The sequence below is a fragment of the Aeromonas genomosp. paramedia genome (genome assembly GCF_023093515.1).
Classification (GTDB): Bacteria; Pseudomonadota; Gammaproteobacteria; order Enterobacterales; family Aeromonadaceae; genus Aeromonas.
The window spans coordinates 133,407-149,840 of the sequence record NZ_JAAROG010000013.1 but is presented as its reverse complement, the minus strand read 5'-3'; the positions used below and the strand labels follow the sequence as shown (position 1 = coordinate 149,840).

Annotated in this window: 12 protein-coding genes and 1 pseudogene; 10 read left to right on the top strand and 3 right to left on the bottom strand. The window is 61.5% G+C overall.

What is annotated here, in order from left to right; translation table 11 throughout:
* Positions 1 to 16: 16 nt before the first annotated feature.
* From ydiJ to HB860_RS09305, 6 genes are all read left to right on the top strand, one after another.
* On the top strand, positions 17 to 3,079 hold the full coding sequence (gene ydiJ, locus HB860_RS09330) for a D-2-hydroxyglutarate dehydrogenase YdiJ (RefSeq protein WP_247626435.1): 3,063 nt from the start codon (positions 17 to 19) through the stop codon (positions 3,077 to 3,079).
* Positions 3,079 to 3,567, top strand: a complete 489-nt coding sequence (locus HB860_RS09325) for a hypothetical protein (RefSeq protein ID WP_202045985.1) — start codon at positions 3,079 to 3,081, stop codon at positions 3,565 to 3,567. Before ydiJ ends, HB860_RS09325 begins: the two co-directional genes overlap by 1 nt.
* A 108-nt stretch (positions 3,568 to 3,675) precedes the next feature.
* The gene (locus HB860_RS09320) at positions 3,676 to 4,137 is read left to right on the top strand and encodes a hotdog fold thioesterase (protein WP_139439469.1); all 462 of its coding nucleotides are present in this window, start codon (positions 3,676 to 3,678) and stop codon (positions 4,135 to 4,137) included.
* A 180-nt stretch (positions 4,138 to 4,317) separates the two neighbouring features.
* Positions 4,318 to 6,198, top strand: a complete 1,881-nt coding sequence (locus HB860_RS09315; protein ID WP_162519317.1) for a DEAD/DEAH box helicase — start codon at positions 4,318 to 4,320, stop codon at positions 6,196 to 6,198.
* Positions 6,199 to 6,581: 383 nt separating this feature from the next.
* Positions 6,582 to 7,010, top strand: coding sequence for a molybdopterin-dependent oxidoreductase (locus tag HB860_RS09310; RefSeq protein WP_282101193.1), 429 nt, complete (start codon positions 6,582 to 6,584; stop codon positions 7,008 to 7,010).
* Position 7,011: 1 nt separating this feature from the next.
* Positions 7,012 to 8,928: a putative bifunctional diguanylate cyclase/phosphodiesterase gene (locus HB860_RS09305; RefSeq protein WP_247626433.1), complete on the top strand. Its 1,917-nt coding sequence runs from the start codon at positions 7,012 to 7,014 to the stop codon at positions 8,926 to 8,928.
* A gap of 123 nt (positions 8,929 to 9,051) precedes the next feature.
* Here HB860_RS09305 and HB860_RS09300 read toward each other — a convergent pair whose 3' ends face one another.
* Positions 9,052 to 10,374 carry a Na+/H+ antiporter family protein gene (locus HB860_RS09300; RefSeq protein WP_139439473.1) on the bottom strand — a complete coding sequence of 441 codons (1,323 nt, stop codon included), beginning with the start codon at positions 10,372 to 10,374 and terminating at the stop codon, positions 9,052 to 9,054.
* A gap of 251 nt (positions 10,375 to 10,625) precedes the next feature.
* Positions 10,626 to 11,303, bottom strand: a complete 678-nt coding sequence (gene rnt, locus HB860_RS09295; protein ID WP_247626432.1) for a ribonuclease T — start codon at positions 11,301 to 11,303, stop codon at positions 10,626 to 10,628.
* Positions 11,304 to 11,449: 146 nt separating this feature from the next.
* Here rnt and HB860_RS09290 point away from each other — a divergent pair, with 146 nt between their 5' ends.
* Positions 11,450 to 13,423: a methyl-accepting chemotaxis protein gene (locus HB860_RS09290; protein WP_247626431.1), complete on the top strand. Its 1,974-nt coding sequence runs from the start codon at positions 11,450 to 11,452 to the stop codon at positions 13,421 to 13,423.
* 67 nt (positions 13,424 to 13,490) lie between these two features.
* Complete coding sequence (locus HB860_RS09285) at positions 13,491 to 14,366, top strand: flagellar protein MotY (RefSeq protein WP_247626430.1); 876 nt, start codon at positions 13,491 to 13,493, stop codon at positions 14,364 to 14,366.
* Positions 14,367 to 14,524: 158 nt separating this feature from the next.
* On the opposite strand, the gene suhB is transcribed toward HB860_RS09285, so the two are convergent.
* The gene (gene suhB / locus HB860_RS09280; protein ID WP_139439477.1) at positions 14,525 to 15,328 is read right to left on the bottom strand and encodes an inositol-1-monophosphatase; all 804 of its coding nucleotides are present in this window, start codon (positions 15,326 to 15,328) and stop codon (positions 14,525 to 14,527) included.
* 200 nt (positions 15,329 to 15,528) lie between these two features.
* Between suhB and HB860_RS09275 the strand changes: the two genes are divergently transcribed.
* Both HB860_RS09275 and HB860_RS09270 read left to right on the top strand, forming a co-directional pair.
* Positions 15,529 to 15,984, top strand: a complete 456-nt coding sequence (locus tag HB860_RS09275; protein ID WP_247626429.1) for a hypothetical protein — start codon at positions 15,529 to 15,531, stop codon at positions 15,982 to 15,984.
* Between the two features lie 215 nt (positions 15,985 to 16,199).
* A pseudogene (locus tag HB860_RS09270) lies at positions 16,200 to 16,412 on the top strand (glutathione binding-like protein); the annotation flags it as partial.
* Positions 16,413 to 16,434: the final 22 nt, after the last annotated feature.

Below are 16,434 nucleotides of genomic sequence, written 5' to 3'. Positions count from 1 at the left end.
ATGGGAACAAGGATTCATGATCCCGAGACTCGATTACCAGGATAGTTTGTCACCTACAACCCTGCAGTTTCTTGAGTTGCTGGCGCGATCAGCATTTCGTGGTGATATCGAAAAGTGTTATGCAAGCCGGTTGGCGATGGCGACGGATAACAGCGTCTATCAGGTAGTACCTCAGGCGGTTCTCTATCCGCGCAGCGCGGACGATATTGCGGTAATGCTCAAGTTGGCTCAGGGGCCGGAGTACGCCACCTTGAGTTTCTTCCCTCGCGGCGGCGGCACCGGCACCAATGGCCAGTCCCTGGGCGGCGGCATTATCGTCGATCTCTCGCGCCATATGAACCAGATCCTGGAAATTAATCTGGAAGAGGGCTGGGTGCGTGCCCAGGCCGGGGTGGTGAAGGATCAGCTCAACGCTTACCTCAAACCTCACGGCTACTTCTTCTCGCCGGATCTCTCTACCTCCAACCGCGCCACCTTAGGCGGCATGGTCAACACAGATGCCTCGGGGCAGGGGTCTCTGGTGTACGGCAAGACCTCGGATCACGTGCTCGGCCTCAAGGCCGTGCTGGAGAACGGCGACATCATGGCGACCGAGCCGGTGAACGGCCGGCGGCTGGCAGACAAGCTGGCGCTGGAGAGCCGGGAGGGGGAGATCTACCGCACCCTCTATCGCATCGGCAAGGAGAGGCGCGCCGACATCGAAGCCACTTTCCCCAAACTCAACCGCTTTCTGACCGGGTACGATCTCAAGCACCTTTATCAGCCAGAGAGCGACACCCTGGACGTGAGCCGGGTGCTGTGCGGCTCGGAAGGCTCCTTGGGCTTCATCACCGAGGCTCGCCTCAACATCACCCCCATTCCGCGCTACCGCACCCTGGTCAACGTCAAGTACGACAGCTTCCCGTCTGCCCTGCGCAATGCCCCCTTTATGGTGCAGGCCCATGCCCTGTCGGTGGAGACCGTGGACTCCCGAGTGCTGGGGCTGGCCCGCGCCGACATCATCTGGCACTCGGTGAAGGATCTCATCCAGGATGTGCCCGGCAAGGACCTGCAGGGGCTCAACATCGTCGAGTTTGCGGACACCGACGAAGCCGAGCACGAGACCAAGGTGGCCGAGCTGTGCCGGCGCATCGACGGCCTGCTGGCCAGGGGGGAGGCGGGGATCATCGGCTATCAGGTGTGCGACCACCTGCCGAGCATCGAGACCATCTACGGCATGCGCAAGAAGTCGGTGGGGCTGCTCGGCAACGCCGAGGGGCGCAAGAAGCCGGTGGCCTTTACCGAAGACACCGCCGTGCCGCCTGAGTCACTCGCGGACTTTATCATGGAGTTTCGTGCCCTGCTGGACGGCCACGGCCTCGACTACGGCATGTTCGGTCACGTGGATGCCGGGGTGCTGCACGTGCGCCCGGCGCTGGATTTGTGCGACCCCGAGCAGGAGGTGCTGCTGCGGCGCATCTCGGATCAGGTGGTGGCCCTCACCGCCAAATATGGCGGTCTGATGTGGGGGGAGCACGGCAAGGGCTTTCGCTCCGAATACAGCCCCGCCTTCTTCGGCGAGCTGTGGGAAGAGCTGCAGCGGGTCAAGGGGGCCTTCGATCCGGCCAACCGCATCAACCCGGGCAAGATCTGCATCCCTTATGGCAGCGGCGCCGAACTGGTGTCGGTGGACGGGCCCAAGCGCGGCAAGTTTGACCGCCAGATCCCCATTGCGGTGCGCGAAAGCTACACCCGCGCCATGGATTGCAACGGCAACGGCCTCTGCTTCACCTTCGAGACCGACTCCCCCATGTGTCCCTCGGTCAAGATAAGCCGCGATCGCCGCCACTCCCCCAAGGGGCGGGCCGGGCTGATGCGCGAGTGGCTGCGCCAGCTGGCGGAGCAGGGCTTCGATCCCCTGGCCGAAGAAGTTGCGCTGCAAAGCGGCGGTCTGCGCTTCAAGGCCATCGTCGACAAGTTTCGCAACACCCTGGCCCGTGCCCGCGGCCAGTACGACTTCTCCCACGAGGTGATGGAGGCGATGGAGGGGTGCCTGGCCTGCAAGGCGTGCACCAGCCAGTGCCCCATCAAGGTGGACGTGCCGAGTTTCCGCGCCCGCTTCATGCAGCTCTACCACAGCCGCTATCTGCGCGGCCCCAAGGATTACTTCGTCGGCACCGTCGAAGCTTACGCGCCCCTGCTTGCCAAGGCCCCCAAGCTGGTCAACTTCTTCCTGGAGAAAGAGTGGGCCCAGAAGGCGACCGAGAAGAGCATCGGCATGGTGGATGTGCCGCTTCTGAGCGTGCCCACCCTGGCCGAGGAGCTGCGCGATCACAAGGCCCGCTATTTCGATCTGCCGGGCCTCGAGGCCATGAGCCCCGAGCAGCGCCAAAAAGTGGTGCTCATCGTGCAGGATCCCTTCACCAGCTATTACGACGCCCCCGTGGTGCGGGACCTGGTGAGGCTCGCCAGCAAGCTGGGCTATCAGCCTTACCTGTTGCCGTTCAAGCCCAACGGCAAGCCCCAGCACGTGAAGGGCTTCCTGCGCGCCTTCGCCCGCACCGCCGCGAGCGGCGCCCAGTTCCTCAACAAGATGGCGGCGCTGGGCATCCCCATGGTGGGAGTAGATCCCTCCCTGGTGCTCTGCTATCGCGACGAGTACGTGAAGGCGCTCGGCCCCGCCCGCGGCGACTTCCAGGTGCTGCTGCCCCAGGAGTGGCTGCTCTCTCTTCCGGCCCCGCAAGTCAGGGCCGCAGCGAAAGAGCCGGGAGAGGCCGAGCCCTGGTATCTGTTTGCCCACTGCACCGAGAAGACCGCAAAGCCCTCGACCCACGGCGACTGGGGTACCCTGTTTGGCCGCTTCGGCGCCAAGTTGCAGCCGGTGTCTGTGGGTTGCTGCGGCATGGCGGGCACCTATGGCCACGACGCCAAGCAGGTGGACAACTCCAAGGGGATCTACTCCTTAAGCTGGGCTGAGCCCCTCGCACGCCTACCCAAGGATCGCTGTCTGGCCACCGGCTATTCGTGCCGCAGCCAGGTCAAGCGGATGGAGGGGGAGAAACTCAAGCATCCGCTGCAGGCGCTGCTGGAACTGCTCTGATGCTGCGCTTCCCCAAACGGTTTCGGGTGCCACAAGCCTATCGGCACCCGAGCTTTCTGCTGCTGCCTGCCAGCCCGAGCCAGGCCGTGGTGGAGTTCGTCGCCATGCTGCGCGAGCGGGAGCAGCTCCATCAGCTGTTTCGCCCCGATGACGTCTGGCCCTCGGCCCAGTTCAGCCTGAGCCAGCACGAGGCCGATCTGGAGTGGCAGCGCTCGGAGTTTCTCGCCAAGCGTTCCTTCGCCTATGGCCTCTGGAGCCCGGCGCGGGAGCCCGAATTCTGGGGCGGGGTCTATCTCTACCCCTCGGTGCTGCCTGAGGTGGAGGTGGAGCTCTTCTTCTGGAAGGTGGCTGAGGCCCCTCTCGATGACGCCGTGCTGGAGGCCGAGCTGCGCGCCTGGCTGGGCAAGGTGTGGCACTGGCATCACCCGCGCCTGCCGGGGCGTGAGCTGCCCTGGGCCGAATGGCCCGGGGTGACCTACCCCTGGTGACGCAAGGTACTTGTCAAGATGCCCCGGTTCGGGGCATCTTTTTTCTTCGTCTTTTTTGCTGGCACTGATCGTGCCCAACTCATTGATCACATAAGGAGTCTGCTCGCCATGAGTCAAGAGAACGCCCCCATCTGGCGCAAGCCCATGAGCCTTGAAGGGCTCAACGCCAGCTCCCGCAACACCCTGATGGCCCACCTTGGCATCCTCTATACCGCCTTTGGGCCCGACTGGCTCGAGGCCAGCATGCCGGTGGATCACCGCACCCATCAGCCGCTCGGCATGCTGCACGGCGGCGCCTCCGTGGTGCTGGCGGAGACGCTGGGGTCGCTGGCGGCCAACATGGCGGTGGGGGCGGAGAGCTACTGCGTGGGACTGGAGGTCAATGCCAACCACCTGCGCGCCAAACGGGAAGGGGTGGTGACGGGGCGTTGCTCGCCACTGCATCTGGGGACCACGACCCAGGTGTGGCAGATTGAAATTCGGGACGAACGTGAGCGTTTATTGTGCACCAGCAGACTGACCATGGCGGTGCTCAAACACAAGCGGGACAAGGACTCCGGCGAGGAGTGATCTGCAATAACGCACCATGGGTGCAAAATAAGCAAGCCATAGTCGCGAGATCCCTCTATAATTGCCAACGTCTTGAGAGGCTTATCACATTTTTCAAGACAGCAGAACAAAGTGGCGCTATAATCGCCGCCTTTTTGCTATTCCGCGGTGTTAGCCGCCTGCCTTAATCTGGAAGAATCTATGTCTGATACCGAACAACTGCCCCTTTTTAGTGAGCTTGGACTGGCCGCGCCTGTATTGAAAGCGCTGCAGGACGTGGGCTATGAGCGCCCGTCACCGATCCAGGCCGCAGCAATTCCCCACCTGATGGCGGGACACGATCTGCTGGGGCAGGCGCAAACCGGTACAGGGAAGACCGCTGCTTTTGCCTTGCCTCTGTTGTCTCGTCTGGAAGCTGGTAACCGTAACACTCAGATTTTGGTGCTGGCACCGACCCGTGAGCTGGCGCTGCAAGTTGCCGAGGCGTGCCAACGTTACGCCAAGCACATGCCTGACTTCCATGTCCTGCCCATCTACGGTGGCTCCTCTTACGAAACCCAGACCCGCGCCCTGCGCCGTGGTGCCCAGGTGGTCGTCGGTACCCCTGGTCGCGTGATGGATCTGATCCGTCGCAAGAACCTGGACCTCTCCGGCCTGAAAGCCCTGGTACTGGACGAAGCCGATGAAATGCTGCGTATGGGCTTCATCGACGACGTGGACTGGATCATGGAACAGTGCCCGGCCACCCGTCAGGTTGCCCTGTTCTCTGCCACCATGCCGGACCAGATCCGTCGTGTTGCCCAGAAGCACCTGAAGCAGCCCAAAGAGATCAAGATCATCACCAAGACGTCCACTGCACCGACCATCCGCCAGCGCTACTGGCAGGTAACCGGTCTGCACAAGCTGGACGCCATGACCCGTCTGCTGGAAGTTGAACCGTACGAAGCCGTACTGGTCTTCGTGCGCACCAAGAACGCCGCCGAAGAGCTGGCCAGCAAGCTGGCCGCCCGTGGTCACGCCTGTGAAGCGCTGCACGGTGACATCCCGCAGAAGCTGCGTGAGCGTACCGTCGACAAGCTGCGTCAAGGCCAGCTGGACATCCTGATCGCCACCGACGTGGTCGCCCGTGGTCTGGACGTCGAGCGTATCACCCACGTGGTGAACTACGACATTCCTTACGACACCGAATCCTACGTTCACCGTATCGGCCGTACCGGCCGTGCCGGTCGCAAGGGTGAGGCCATCCTGTTCGTGGCTCCCCGCGAGCGCCGCATGCTGCGCGCCATCGAGCACGCCACTCGTCAGGCCATCGAGCCGATGAAGATGCCGAGCACCGAGGACATCAACCAGCACCGCATGACCAAGTTCAAGGAGCGCATCCGGGAAACCATGATGGGCGAAGAGCTTGAGATCTACGTGAACCTGGTGAACGAGCTGATCGAAGAAGATTCTGCCGATCCGCTGGAGCTGGCTGCCGCCCTGGCCAAGCTGGTACAGGGTGACCAACCGCTGCTGCTGGATGACTCCATCCCTGAACCGGCAAGCGATCGTGCTGGCCGTGAGTTCGAGCGCCGTGACTTCGGCGATCGCGCTCCCCGTGATTTCGGTGACCGTGGCGATCGTCCTGCCCGTCGCATGCCGTCTCTGGAGCCGCGTCCGCTGAAAGACAATCCTGACGTGGAGATGGAGCGCTACCGCGTAGACGTGGGTGCCCATCACGGTGTCAAGCCGGGCCAGATCGTGGGCGCCATCGCCAACGAAGCGAACATCGAGAGCCGTTTCATCGGCAACATCGACATCGCCGATGACTTCTCCACCGTCGATCTGCCGAAAGGCATGACAGCCGACGTGCTGGAAGTGATCAAGAAGGCCCGTGTCTGCCAGCGTCCGCTGCAGATCACCCGCTACACTGAGGTGCCGGCCGGCAGCAACACTGCCCCCCGTCCGCCCCGCAGCGATCGTCCCTTCAACAAGGATCGCCGCCCCAGCGGTGACCGTCCGTTCAACAAGAGCGGGGAGCGCCGTGAAGGTGGCTTCAACAAGGATCGCAAGTTCGGTGGCAACAAGCGCCGCGACAGCTAAGTCCAGATCTGATTGATGAAAGGCCGCTCCATGAGCGGCCTTTTTTGTGCGCGTGATTTGGGGTCGGGCACAACGGCCTATTCCCGGTAGCTGTTCGCTGGCGTCACAGAAGAAGAGATGAGAGCCAAAAGAGAATTTACATTCGGCTGTGCAGTTGCGGCATGGAGATCGTCGATGTCATTATTCTGGAGGCGATTGGGGTCTGATGTCAGATCCTCTGACAGGCCACGGATGGCTGCGACTTTGGTCTGAATCTCTGCTCTGCGGTTTGCATATGAGTCGGTAGAGTGAGATTAATGAAGTGAACAAGATGACATGGAGGTTGCATCATGGGCGGATGACTTGGCTGTGTGTTGCTGGTATCCGGGTGTTTCGTCTCGGGTATGGCGCTGGCAGAGGACTCCTTCCTCAAGATCAGAGGGGAGGGGTGTTGTGGTGGCAAGGGGGAGGTGGTGTTGACTCGGGCCGACTTCGAGGCACTACCGCAGACCGAAGTCAGGACCCAGACCCCCTGGACCAAGGGGGTCCATGTCTATCGGGGTGTGCTGCTGCGAGATCTGGCCAAGGTCTACGGCCTCAAGAGCCGGGAGGTCAAGGCGGTCGCCATCAATGATTACTGGGCGGCGGTGCCGCTGGAAGATGCAGATAAATACCCTGTTCTGCTGGCTGAGAAGCAGGATGGCAAGGCGTTGACCCTGCGCAACAAGGGGCCGGTCTGGATCATCTACCCCCTCTCTGACCACCCCGAACTCAACAAGGAGCTCTATCACAGCCGCATGGTGTGGCAGTTGACAGCACTCGAGAGCCAGTAAGATGCTGCGCGGCAAGTTTTTTAGCCTGATCCTGATGGTGACCACCTTCCTGGGGGTCGCCATCTGGTCAGTCTGGAACTATGACCGCGCCTTCAATGCGGTGACGCGTTATACCCAGCTCTCCGCTTGGGCGCTAGCTCAGCTGGAGCTGGAAATACACGGCTTCGACGAGGCATTGCTGCTCTATCGCGCCGGCGCCGTCAGCCAGCAAGAGATGAACAAGCGATTTGATATCGCCTGGAACCGACTCGACGTCTTCCTTCATGGGGAGGAGGCCAGATCCGTCAGGGAACGCTTTGGGGCGGACGAGGCGGTTGGCAAGATCCTCTCCCTCTTCGAGTCGTATGAGCAGGAGGTGGTGAACGCCAGTCCTGACTCGCCCAGGCTCAGGGAATTCACGGCGGCACTGCGGGAAGGCATGCTCGCAGTACGGGACGTGATGGTGAAGAATTTCACCGGCCCTTCCGCCATTGCCCAGCGGGAGCTGCTCAACGAGTCGAGAACCCAGAACTTCTTCATTCTGGCCTTCTTGATGCTGGCGACCATGGTGATGTTGCAGGTGCTGTTTCGAGAGGTACGTCATCAGCACTTTCTGGCATGGAATGATGTCCTGACTCGTTTGCCGAATCGGGCAGCCCTGATCAAGCACCTCAAGCAGCGGACCGAGCAGCAGGGGCGGCGAAGCAGCATCACGGTCTGTCTCATCGATCTGGGGCATTTCAGGGAGGTCAACGACAGCCTGGGCTACGAGGTGGGGGACACCCTGCTCAAGCAACTTGCTGAGCAGATCCGCGCGGTGTCGGCCCCGGGGGTGTTTGTGTCCCGCACCGGCAGTGACGAGTTTACCATCATCATCTCGGGCGCTATGCCTACCTATCTGCGTTTCCCGTTTCTGGAGCAACTGCGCTGTAAGCTGGCCGAGCTGGTGTTTGCGACCGATCCGGCCCATCGGGTACGTGTCTTCATGGGGATAAGCCAGTATGTCAGGCCGACCCATACGCCGGAGGAGATGCTGCTGTTTGCCGACATTGCCCTCGACAGCGCCAAGCGCAAGCGGCTGAATCACTACGTGGTCTTCTCCAGCAGCATGTATCAGCACTACCAGCGTAAACGTCGGCTGTCGACCGAGTTGCGTAGGTTGATCCTGTCTCCGGAATCGCCTCAACTTGCTCTCTACTACCAGCCCATTGTCCGTGGCCAGAGCACGGTGCGGCTCGGCGCCGAGGCGCTGATCCGCTGGCATCATCCGGAATACGGGTTTATCCCGCCACTGGACATCATCTCGCTGGCGGAGGAGAACGGGCTGGGGACTGCGCTGGGGGGATGGATCATCCGGCGGCTGCAGCATGATCTCGCTACCTTCCAGGGGGAGCTTATCGAGATGCTGGAGGTCTCCATCAACCTCTCCAGCTCCATGTTCCATGTCGGGCTGGCGGCGGATCTGGAAGAGCAAATGGGCGAGGGACCCCTGGGCCTGCACCAGTTGATTGTTGAGTTGACCGAAACCATTGCGCTGGATGACATAGCACTGAGCAAGCAGATCATCGACTCTCTGCGCCAGATAGGGGTGAGGGTGGCTCTCGATGATTTCGGCACTGGCTGGTCCTCCTTCTCCTATTTGCGCGAACTCTATTTCGACAAGCTCAAGATCGACAGATCCTTCATCACCGCCATCGACAGCGATACCCGCCAGGCACTATTCGTCGAAGCCATCACCACGCTTTCCCATCAACTGGGGGTGAGGGTGGTGGCAGAAGGGGTAGAGAGCAACGATGAGCTCAAGGCTGTGCTGAGCATAGGGGTGGATGAAATTCAGGGCTATGTCTACTCAAGGCCACTGCCACTTCAGGATTTCTTGCTGTTCTGCCACCGTTACTTCGCCCATGGCGCCATCCTGCAGGAGGTGGCGTTGGGTTGACCCTCACTCATCGTTAGACGGCCTGGCACTGAAAGGAATGGCGTTGGTGGCCTCCTGAGACGAGTGCCAGAGACAATAAAGGCGACCCTGGGGTCGCCTTTCGTCTGCCTGCGTGGCGCCGTGTCAGAGCACCATGGCGGCTATCCAGCCGAAGATAATGAGCGGGATGTTGTAGTGAATGAAGGTGGGCACCACGCTGTCCCAGATGTGGTCGTGCTGACCATCGGCGTTGAGGCCAGAGGTGGGGCCCAGGGTCGAGTCGGAGGCGGGGGAGCCCGCATCCCCCAGCGCACCCGCAGTCCCCACCAGGGCGATGGTCGCCATGGGGGAGAAGCCGAGGTGGATGCACAGGGGCACATAGATGGTGGCGATGATGGGCACGGTGGAGAAGGAGGAGCCTATCCCCATGGTGATGAGCAGGCCCACCAGCAGCATCAGGAAGGCGGCCAGCCCCTTGTGACCCGCCATCATGCCGGAGACGGACTGCACCAGGCTCTCCACCCCGTGGGTCTCCTTCATCACGGCGGCGAAGCCGGCGGCGGAGATCATGATGAAGCCGATGAGGGACATCATGCGCACGCCCTGGGTGAAGGCGTCCTGGCTCTCGCGAAACTTGATGACGCCACCACAGGTGAAGATGATGAAACCGGCGAGGGCCCCCAGCACTATGCTGTTGGTCATCAGTTGCAGCCCCAGGGCCACGGCGATGGCCAGCAGGGCGACCCAGATGTGGCTGAGGTTCAGTTCGACGGTTTCCGGCTCGGCGGCCAGGATCTTCTCCAGATCATACTGGCGCGGCTTGCGATAGCTGAAGAAGACTGCCACCAGCAGCCCGACGAACATGCCGAGTACCGGAATGGCCATCGCCAGCGGCAGCTGGCTGAACTCGACCGCCACCCCGTTGTCGATCAGGTTCTTGGCCAGGATGTTGTTGAGGAAGATGCCACCAAAGCCCACCGGCAGCAGCATGTAGGTCGCGGTCAGGCCGAAGGTGATGACGCAGGCCACCTGGCGGCGATCGATCTGCATCTGGGCCATGACGTGCAACAGCGGCGGGATCAGGATGGGAATGAAGGCGATGTGGACCGGGATCAGGTTCTGGGAGGAGATGGATACCCCCAGTACCGAGGTGAGCAGCAGGCTCTTGACCCAGAGGATGCGCGACGAACTGGCATCCTTGCCGAGCTGGCTGATCACCTTGCGGGCCAGCAGGTCGGTGATCCCGGAGCGGGAGATGGCCACCGCGAAGGCCCCCAGCATGGCGTAGGAGAGGGCGATTTCGGCGCCGCCACCCAGTCCGCCGGTGAAGGTGCTGAGGGTCTGTTCGAGGGAGAGGCCGCCGAGCAGGCCGCCGACGATGGCGCCGATGGCGAGAGAGACCACCACATTGATCCGCAGCAGGCTGAGCACCAGCATCAGCGCCACCGCGATAACAACAGGATTCATTTGATTTCCTTATAGATTGTGTTGCTGTCTGTCGGGGGAAAGTCAGCTAGTTTGCGAAAAACGTGACAAATGTCGAGAAAAAAAACGGCAAAATGGCCTCTTCACGGTATTCCAGCCGAGCTGAATCAGTTCTGTCGGGATGGCGTGCTGAAAACGGTGCTGGATGACCCTGTTTGTGCCGTTCTGGTCAAACCAGCTGCCTGGCAGCGGCTCCGACCTCATGGAAAGAGGCTGCCAAGGCAGCCTCTTTCTCATTCCCCAATGGCACTGCCGGGGTTGTCATCGGCGGGCGCCTCCTCCGGATTGGCCAGGGGCCAACCCCCCAGGCTCTTCCAGCGGTTGACGATATGACAGAACAGCTCTGTGGTGCGCTCGGTGTCATAGAGGGCGGAGTGGGCCTCTTTGTTGTCAAAGGGGATGTTCGCGCTCTGGCAGGCCTTGGCCAGCACCGTCTGCCCCAGGGCCAGGCCCGAGAGGGCCGCGGTGTCGAAGGTGGCGAAGGGGTGGAACGGATTGCGCTTGAGACCGGCCCGCTCGGCGGCGGCCATCACGAAGCCGTGATCGAAGGTGGCGTTGTGGGCCACTATGATGGCCCGGCCGCAGTCGCTCTCCTTCATGCCCTTGCGCACCCCCTTGAAGATCTCGGTGAGCGCTTCCTTCTCGTCCACGGCGCCGCGCAGTGGGTTGAAGGGGTCTATGCCGGTGAACTCCAGGGCGGCCTTCTCCAGATTGGCCCCTTCGAATGGCGCCACATGAAAATGGAAGATCTGATCGGGCATGAGCCAGCCCTGCTCATCCATCTTGAGGGTATAGGCGGCGATCTCCAGCAGGGCATCGGTCTTGGCATTGAATCCGGCGGTTTCAACATCGATGACGACGGGGTAAAAGCCACGAAAACGGCCCTTGAGGGTGTGAACGGCGTCGGTCATGGTATCTCGGTCGGCGTGAAAGGAGGCGGCATTATGGCAAAAAAGCCGGCCCTTGTCCCTCCTGGGCCGCCATGCGCAGGCCAACTGGTTCTATTAAAAGCAGTTGCGCTTATAATTGGCCACTTCAACCATGGAGGGGCGAGGCGATGAAGAAGCTGGGATTGGCGCACAAGATGTTGCTGGTGGTCTGTCTGCCACTGTTGGCCCTGCTGTTTTTTTCCGGTCGATACGTCTATGAGCGTTATCGGGCCGAGCAGGAGATGAGTCAGGCAGAGGCTGCGCTCGGGGTGGTGCGGGAGGCGGCGCAGCTCGCCCATGAGCTGCAAAGGGAGCGTGGCATGTCGGCCGGCTTCCTCGGTTCTGGCGGCAACAAGTTCCGTGATGCCCTGCCTGCCCAGCGCAAGGTGGTCGACACCCTGCTGGTGCGTTTTCATCAGGATCCTGCCTTGCTGGCATTGACAGAGGTGCAGCAGGAGTTGACCGGGCTCACCGCCATGCGTGAGCGGGTTGGTGCCCTGGGGGTCGAGGTGGCGGAGCAGGTCGGCTTTTACACCCGTCTCATCACCCAGTTGCTGGCGGTGGTGGATCAGGTCAGCATTCGTAGTCAGGATGCCACCATAGCGCTGCAGACCAGTGCCTACGCCGCCTTCTTGCAGAGCAAGGAACGCATGGGGCTGGAGCGGGCGACCCTGAGCAATGTGTTCGCGCGAGGCAGCTTCACCCCGGCGCTGTTGCAGCAGTACATCTCCCTCCTCGCCGCCCAGAATACCTATCTCGAGCGTTTCCAGGCGTTAGCCAGCCCCTCGCAACGTCAGCTGCTGGCCGACAGCCTGGCCTCTCCCGTGGTGGCCAAGGTGGCCGACATCGAAAAACTGGCGCTGGAGAAGGCGGCAAGCGGCGGCTTTGGGGTGGATGCCGAAGCCTGGTTTGCCTTGAGTACCGACAAGATAAGCCTGCTCAAGGAGAGCGAGGATCGCCTCTATCAACAGCTGTACGATCGGGTTGAGCAGATGCGGGCCAGGAGTGCCAGCGACTTCTGGTGGGCCGCCCTCGGCGTACTCTTGTGCGTGGCATTGACCAGTGCCGTCTGCTGGCGGGTGGTGCGCGATCTTCATCTGGGCTTCATGGCGCTGCATCAGACCTTCAAGCGGCTGGTGCAGGAGAACGACCTGACGGTGCGGGTCAACTGGCGATCCGGTGATGAACTGGGAGCATTGGCACAGGATCTGAACCGCTTCCTCGAACATCTGGAAGGCTTGTTGCTGGCGGTGCGCCGCTCCTGCGACGTGCTGGCGCGCAGCGCCGCCGCCTCGGCAGAGGTGATAGCACAGGTCAACGTCGGTGTGGCCAAGGGGGTTGGCCAGGTGGATCTGGTCGCCACCGCCGCGACCGAGATGGCCTCGACGGTGGCGGAGATTGCCCGCAACGCCACCCAGACTTCGCAGGCGACCCAGCAGGCCATCGGACGTGCCCATCAGGGTGACAGGGAGGTAGATCAGACCATAGACGCCATCCAGCTAGTGGCGGGCACCCTGGTCGATACCCAGCAACTGGTGGACAACCTGCATCGTGAGACGGAGTCGGTCGGCGAGGCGCTCAGCCTCATCAAGCAGATCTCGGACAGAACCAATCTGCTGGCCCTCAACGCCGCCATCGAGGCGGCCCGCGCTGGCGAGTCCGGTCGCGGTTTTGCCGTGGTAGCGGAGGAGGTGAGGGCGCTGGCCTCGCGCACCCAGCAGGCGGCGGATGACATTGCGGGTATGCTGGCCCGTCTGCGCCAGGGCGCCAGTCAGGCGGTGACGGCCATGCACCTGGGCACCGAGCAGGCGGGGCTGAGTGTGACCGAAGCCAAACGGGCCGGCAGCGAGCTGACCGATATCGTCAAGGAGGTGCGCAAGGTGAACGACATGACCGCCCAGGTGGCGACCGCCACCGAGGAGCAACGTTATGTGACCGACGATATCCAGCACAACGTGCTGACCATTCGGGAGGTCTATGAGGCCCACCGCCTGCACTCGGAGACCCTGCAACAAAACAGTGTCGAGCTGGATCAGCTGGCCCAGGATCTGACGGCCCGCATCGCCAGCTTCAAACTGATGGAGCGCCCCGCTCCCCATTGAGGTTTTGCCCTAAAGCTTGGCTTGCCGCTGCCGATAGTTAATCCGAGATCGTGTGGAGGGCAAGCCGTTGAATGCTTGGGTGTTAGGGTTGATCAGCATATCCGTGAGTATGCAGTTGCAGGCGGGAGTGACCGAGTTCGGTGCCGGTCTGGATCAATCCGTCTGGCGGTTGACCTCGGATACTCAGGTGGAGTGCCGTCTCGAACACCCCATTCCCCGCTGGGGCACGGGCGCCTTCGTCAGCCGGGCCGGTCGCAAGATCAACCTGGACTTCGAGCTGAAGGGGCAGCGGCCGCAGGCCAGGACCCAGACGGTGAGCCTCGGGATCATGCCCCCCAGCTGGCGTCCCGGTGTCTCCGGACGTCAGATAAGCCAGCTGCAGTTCTATCAGCAGTTCGACGGCCTGGTGGCGGGGCAGACCGCCTGGACCATGCTGGACGAGCTGGAGGGGGGGCGCATGCCCACCTTCCAGTACAGAGACTGGTATCGCCAGGACAGACCGGTGCGGGTGTCGCTCTCCTCGGTCAACTTCAGGGTCAAGTACCAGGCCTTCATGGATTGCCTGAGCGGCCTCTTGCCCTACAGCTTCAACGACATCGCCTTCAGCGTGCTCTCCTATGACAAGAACAGCGATCAGCTGTCGCCTGCCTCCAGGCGGCGGCTGGCGCTGATCGGCGACTATGTGAAGGCGGACAAGAGCATAGACGTGGTGGTGATCGACGCCTACAGCGACAGCTACGGTGGGCGTTGGCCCAATCAGAAGCTCTCCGAGAAGCGGGCAGATGCCATCAAGCAGGTGTTTGTGGATCTTGGCATCGAGGAGGGCAAGATCTCGGTGGAGGGGCACGGCGAGAAACAGCACGTGGCCTCTAACGATACGGACGCGGGCCGAGCCAAGAACCGGCGGGTCGTGATCAACATGGGGCGCAACGGCACCATCTAAAGTGAATAACCGTGCACCGCTAGCCTGCTCATCTGGAACTTGGCAGGGGCCGGTTCCACGCTGCAGCGGCTGATTTTCCCGATCATTGAGATAAAAAAATGCCAGTCGGCTGGGCCGACTGGCATTTTTTTCAAGGGTTCGCGACTGGCCTGGCCAGCTTATTTAGCCAAAGAGTCCGGCAGATTCTCGCGGATCTTGCCGAGCATCTCTTTCAGAACGCGCGGGTTGGCAACCACCATGTTGCCGGAGTTCTCGTAGTTGTGACCACCCACGAAGTCGGTGACGATGGCACCGGCTTCCTTGGCCAGCAGCTCACCGGCGGCCGTTTCCCAGGGCTTCAGGCCGATTTCCCAGAAACCGTCGATGCGGCCGGCGGCCACATAGGCCAGATCCAGCGCGGGGCAGCCGGCACGGCGGATATCGGCACACTCGATGAACATGCTCTGGAACATCTTCAGGTACGGCTCGATGTGGTGCTTCTGCTTGAACGGGAAACCGGTGGCCAGTACGGTGCCAGCCATCTCTTTGGCCTTGCCGACACGGATGCGGTAGCCGTTCAGCTGGGCGCCGTTGCCACGGGTGCTGGTAAACAGCTCGTCACGAATGGGATCGTAAACGACGGCTTGTTCGGTCTTGCCCTTGACGCGCAGGGCGATGGAGACGGCAAAGTGCGGAATGCCTTTGACCAGGTTGGTCGTGCCATCCAGTGGGTCGATGATCCATTGGTAATCCGGATTGGTACCGGCAATCTCACCAGACTCTTCAGCCACGATGCTGTGTTCCGGGTAAGACTTCTTGATGGTGTGAATGATGGCCGCTTCGGCTTCACGGTCAACGTTGGTCACGAAGTCGTGGCTGCCTTTTTGGATAGCCTCGATGTTCTCGGGCTGGGAGAAGGCTTTTACTACAACTTGACCGGCGTTGCGCGCAGCGCGCACGGCGATATTCAGCATCGGATGCATAGGTTCACCACTGGATGTTAAAGAACGGGGGATAAAAGGACGCGGTATCTTACCAAGATATTCTGGAATAGCAACCATGGTACCCGCATTCGGTCATGGTGGGATCTGGCAGATCTGACGGCTCCAATAAAGACCTGTTATCGGCTAGTCTTATCGCGACAGCCGGCTAACAGGCTGTGGTGAGCATAGGGACATGAGCCATGAATCTGTCATTAGTCAGTCAAAAACCGTCGGCAGCGACGACATTGGGTGTGCTGGCCGCACTGCGTGCCGCCAGTGGAGAGGGCAATTACTTCACCGAGGTGAGGGTGGCACAACCGGATAGTTGGCAACCGTCGAAGGAGGAGGCGGCCATCTTGCTGCTGGAAGAGGATGATGCGGCATGGCCGGAGCCGGTCTGGCCCGCCAGCGGCGCTGCCCTGGGATTGCCAGTGCTGCCCCTGCTGGTTCACCGACAATATGACAGTCCTCCCCAGGGGCCGGATGTCAGGGACCCGCGCTTTTACTTCGTCTCCAATGGCATAGTGCTGGATGAAACTGAACTCGCGGATCCCGCCTGCAGCCTGGTATTGCAGAGCAAGTTAGAGTCCTATTTCCCGCTCCTCTCCCGCCTCATCCTGCTGCGCCAGCGTCAACCCGTGGTGCTGTGCAGCTAACCGCTCCCCCCTCTATTCGGGCTGTTCAAGCGGCGCAATATTTGTCATAACAGACCGATATTGCGCCGCCTGGCTTTTGCTCCTCATGGGGATGGGAAGCGGCCTGCAGTGTTCCCGATAACAGAGGCAAGATGAAGGTCTATGAGTTGAAACGTGCCCCAACGCCCGCCGGGTCAGGATGTTTCTGGCGGAGAAGGGCATAGTGGGGGGAGGAGTGCAAGCAGCAGGCCCTGGCCTGGTTTGCCAGGCTCGATGCCCGCCTTGCCGAAGTGCCCTATGTGGCAGGAGATCGTTTCACCATCGCCGACATCCTGGCCCTGTGCACCATCGACTTTGGCAAGGTCGTCGCTCTTCGCATCGCCCCGCGCCAGCATCACTTGCAGGCCTGGCATGAGCGGGTGAGTGTCCGTCCCAGCGCCCAGGCCTGATCATTACGTTTGAACGACCAAG

Coding starts and splice junctions, on each gene's coding strand:
- ydiJ (WP_247626435.1), top strand. CDS start 17: ATGATCCCGAGACTCGATTACCAGGATAGTTTGTCACCTACAACCCTG.
- HB860_RS09325 (WP_202045985.1), top strand. CDS start 3,079: ATGCTGCGCTTCCCCAAACGGTTTCGGGTGCCACAAGCCTATCGGCAC.
- HB860_RS09320 (WP_139439469.1), top strand. CDS start 3,676: ATGAGTCAAGAGAACGCCCCCATCTGGCGCAAGCCCATGAGCCTTGAA.
- HB860_RS09315 (WP_162519317.1), top strand. CDS start 4,318: ATGTCTGATACCGAACAACTGCCCCTTTTTAGTGAGCTTGGACTGGCC.
- HB860_RS09310 (WP_282101193.1), top strand. CDS start 6,582: ATGGCGCTGGCAGAGGACTCCTTCCTCAAGATCAGAGGGGAGGGGTGT.
- HB860_RS09305 (WP_247626433.1), top strand. CDS start 7,012: ATGCTGCGCGGCAAGTTTTTTAGCCTGATCCTGATGGTGACCACCTTC.
- HB860_RS09300 (WP_139439473.1), bottom strand. CDS start 10,374: ATGAATCCTGTTGTTATCGCGGTGGCGCTGATGCTGGTGCTCAGCCTG.
- rnt (WP_247626432.1), bottom strand. CDS start 11,303: ATGACCGACGCCGTTCACACCCTCAAGGGCCGTTTTCGTGGCTTTTAC.
- HB860_RS09290 (WP_247626431.1), top strand. CDS start 11,450: ATGAAGAAGCTGGGATTGGCGCACAAGATGTTGCTGGTGGTCTGTCTG.
- suhB (WP_139439477.1), bottom strand. CDS start 15,328: ATGCATCCGATGCTGAATATCGCCGTGCGCGCTGCGCGCAACGCCGGT.
- HB860_RS09275 (WP_247626429.1), top strand. CDS start 15,529: ATGAATCTGTCATTAGTCAGTCAAAAACCGTCGGCAGCGACGACATTG.